Source organism: Segeticoccus rhizosphaerae, assembly GCF_009192725.1.
Taxonomy (GTDB): Bacteria; Actinomycetota; Actinomycetes; order Actinomycetales; family Dermatophilaceae; genus Segeticoccus; species Segeticoccus rhizosphaerae.
The window spans coordinates 1-3,239 of sequence record NZ_VOHR01000381.1 but is presented as its reverse complement, the minus strand read 5'-3'; the positions used below and the strand labels follow the sequence as shown (position 1 = coordinate 3,239).

Sequence of the window (3,239 nt, the reverse complement as noted above, 5' to 3'; positions counted from 1 at the left end):
CACCAGCGAACGCAGCAGGTCCGGTGCGTCCGGCGACGAGGCGGCCGCGGCCACCAGGCTCTCCGCGTCCTGTCCGGTGTGCTCGCGCCACAGGGCGAGGATCGCCCGCGTGGCCAGCGAGGCGCCGTTGTATGCCGCGAGCGCGGCACCCGTCTTCTCCGCCACCACCCCGCTGACCGCCATCACGAGGACGTGGTCGTCCGGGAACGGCACGACGCGCTCGGCGCGCACGGGGCAGAAGGAGTACTGCGACAGGAGGCCGGGACGGCAGGCGAGGATCGCCGTGTGGTCCTCGCTCCCGCCGAACGTGCCGACCCCCTGGTCGCCGGTGAGCGGCCCGAAGCTCTGCCCGTTCTCGACACAGCCCAGGTAGCCGGCCAGGTCCTCGGCGGTGCCCAGGTGCGCGCGATAGAGGTTGGTGCTCTCGAGCTCGTTGACCGCGATGAGGGCGAGGGCGACCGCGACGACCAGGGCGGAGGAGCTCGACATACCTGAGGCGTGTGGCAGGTCGCTGGCGATGACGATGTCCGCGCCCCGATTCGCCGTGGGGAAGTTGCGGGAGAGCCTGCGCGCCACCGTCATCGGGTAGTTGCTCCAGTGCCCAAGTGCTGGCCGCAGCCCGGGCTCGAGCGCAAACGTCGTGTCCACGCCCTCCGCGACGTCGACGACGCGGATCGTGCGGTCCGAGCGAGGGAGCGCGACCACGCAGACCCCGCGTTCGACCGCCGCGAGAAGGCTCCGCCCGCCGGCGTAGTCGGTGTGCTTGCCCAGCACCTCGACCCGGCCCGGCACGAACCAGCTCGGCACCGGCCCCGAGGTGTCGCGGCCCAGGCCTCGCAGCGCGGCCAGCGCCCGCTCGAAGGGCGCCTCCTTGTGCCTCGCCGAGAGTTCGCTCATGCCCGCCGCGCGTAGCAGCTCCACGTGTCGGCGGCTCACAGGGACACCGGGACGTCGGCCAGGCGCTGCTGGACCGAGGCGATGTCGCCGCGGCTGGACAGGTCGAGCACACCCTCGCGGACCGGCACCACGTCGAACTGCTCGCCCAGCTGCGTCATCGCGACCCGGACGGCGTCGGTGATCTCCAGCTCCCCCCGGCTGGAGGGCGTGGTGCGTCGGCAGGCCTCGAAGATGGCCGGCGTGAAGAGCCAGGCGTTCATGCTGACCGGCGCGTCGCCGCCGAGCGCGGCCATGGTGGCCGCGTCGGGCTTCTCGACCACGTCCTCGAGGCGACCGCCCGCGCCAACTCGCAGCACGGCATACGCGCGGATCCGTGCGGCGTCGATGTTGCTCTCGCGCACCAGCGTCTCCCGGTCGAAGCCGGCCAGCGCCGAGCCGGGTGCCTCCCGCAGCCGGGCCAGCGCCGCCGCGGGGTAGTAGTTGTCGGAGTTGAGCACGACGAACCGATCGTCTGCCGCGAACGGTTCCGCCGCGAGCACCGCGTCGGCCGTCCCGAGCGGTTCGGCCTGCTCGGCGAAGGTGACGGTGACCCGCGAGAGTGGGGTCGAGGCGTAGTGCCGGCGCACCACGTCGTGCTCCGGGCCGATCACCAAGCAGACGTCGGTCAGGCCGGCGTCGGCCAGGGCGGACAGCGCGTAGTCGAGGAACGGTCGCCCGATCGGGATCATCGCCTTGACCCCGGTCGCGGCGACGTCGGCCTGGTCGGCGCCGAGTCGGGCGCCCGGGGACTCACGGCGCATGCGGGTGCCGAGGCCCCGGGCCAGGATGACGGCCTTCGTGGGCGGCGCCGAGGTCCCGCGGGTGGGACACGGGCCGGGTCGCGGGACGGTCACCCGGACAACCTAACGGGAGCCTGCCGAAGGAAACTCAACGGCCGACGGAGTGCGCCCTTTCCTGGTCCTGCCGGTGGAAACGGCTCAGTTGCGTCACGTGGGAGGGGCCCAGCTCCTCGACGTTGCCGACCTGGAGCAACTTCATGGTGCGGACCACCTGCTCGGCGAGGATGGCGATGGCGCGGTCGACGCCCTCGCGGCCGCCGGCCATGAGCCCGTAGAGGTAGGCACGCCCGATGAGGGTGAACTTCGCGCCGAGCGCCAACGAGGCCACGATGTCCGCACCGTTGCGGATGCCGGTGTCGACGATGATCTCCACGTCGCTGCCCAGTTCACGGGCCACCTCGGGGAGCAGGAGGAAGGGCACGGGAGCGCGGTCGAGCTGACGACCGCCGTGGTTGGACAGCACGATGGCGTCGACGCCGACATCGGCGAGCTTCTTGGCGTCCTCGAGGGTCTGCACGCCCTTGACGGCGAACTTGCCGGGCCACATCGCGCGGATCTCCGCGAGGTCGTCGAAGTCGATGGACGGGTCCATGGCGGAGTCCAGCAGCTCGCCCACCGTCCCCCCGGTCTCGGACAGCGAGGCGAACTCGAGCTTGGCGGTGGTGAGGAAGTCCCACCACCACCAGGGGCGCAGCGCGGCGTTGGAGAAGGTGCGCAGGCCAAGCTGGGGCGGGATGGAGAAACCGTTGCGGGTGTCGCGCAGGCGCGCCCCGGCCACCGGGGCGTCGACGGTGAAGAACAGGGTGTCGTAGCCCGCCCGGGCCGCGCGCTCGGCGAGCCCGAAGGAGATCTCGCGCTGGCGCATGACGTAGAGCTGGAACCAGTTGCGACCGTGGGGGTTGGCCGCCTTGACGTCCTCGATCGAGGTCGTCCCGAGGGTCGACAGAGTGAACGGGATGCCGGCTCGGGCAGCGGCGCCCGCGCCGGCGACCTCGCCCTCGGTCTGCATCAGGCGGGTGAAGCCGGTGGGCGCGATGCCGAAGGGCAGCGCGGAGCTGCCGCCGAGGACCTGCGTCGAGGTGTCCACCCGGGAGACGTCGTGCAGGATCGCGGGGTGGAACTCGACGTCCTCGAAGGCCTGCACGGCCCGGGCCATCGAGATCTCGCCCTCCGCGCCGCCGTCGGTGTAGTCGAACGCCGCGGCGGGGGTGCGGCGTTTGGCGATCCGGCGCAGGTCCTCGATCGTCAGCGCGGCCTGCAGTCGGCGCTTCTTCAGGTTGGGCTCGATCTTCCTGAACTTCATCAGCTCGAAGACCTCGGCCGGCTTGGGCAGCTGCCTCTGGACCACAGTGACGGACTCCTTCGCGACGACGGGCTCGGACCTGCCTCGAAGACTACGGGTAGGCGGGAGGGCGGAACAGGCCAGCGGAGGCGGCGAGCCAGGTGCCCGGCGCCGCGTGACCGCCGCGTGACCGCCGCTCGACCCCCGCGCGTCCACCTGCG

At 72.1% G+C, this 3,239-nt stretch carries 3 protein-coding genes; all 3 read right to left on the bottom strand.

Features of this window, described 5'->3' with window-relative positions; genetic code table 11:
* The coding region (locus FRW57_RS19345) for a GHMP family kinase ATP-binding protein (RefSeq protein ID WP_275263214.1) at positions 1 to 897 on the bottom strand (897 nt) is incomplete at its 3' end.
* A 35-nt stretch (positions 898 to 932) separates the two neighbouring features.
* Positions 933 to 1,790 (bottom strand): nucleotidyltransferase family protein, encoded by an 858-nt coding sequence (locus FRW57_RS19340; RefSeq protein ID WP_238384848.1) that lies wholly within the window; start codon positions 1,788 to 1,790, stop codon positions 933 to 935.
* A 34-nt stretch (positions 1,791 to 1,824) separates the two neighbouring features.
* Positions 1,825 to 3,084 carry an alpha-hydroxy acid oxidase gene (locus FRW57_RS19335; protein WP_137123154.1) on the bottom strand — a complete coding sequence of 420 codons (1,260 nt, stop codon included), beginning with the start codon at positions 3,082 to 3,084 and terminating at the stop codon, positions 1,825 to 1,827.
* Positions 3,085 to 3,239 lie beyond the last annotated feature (155 nt).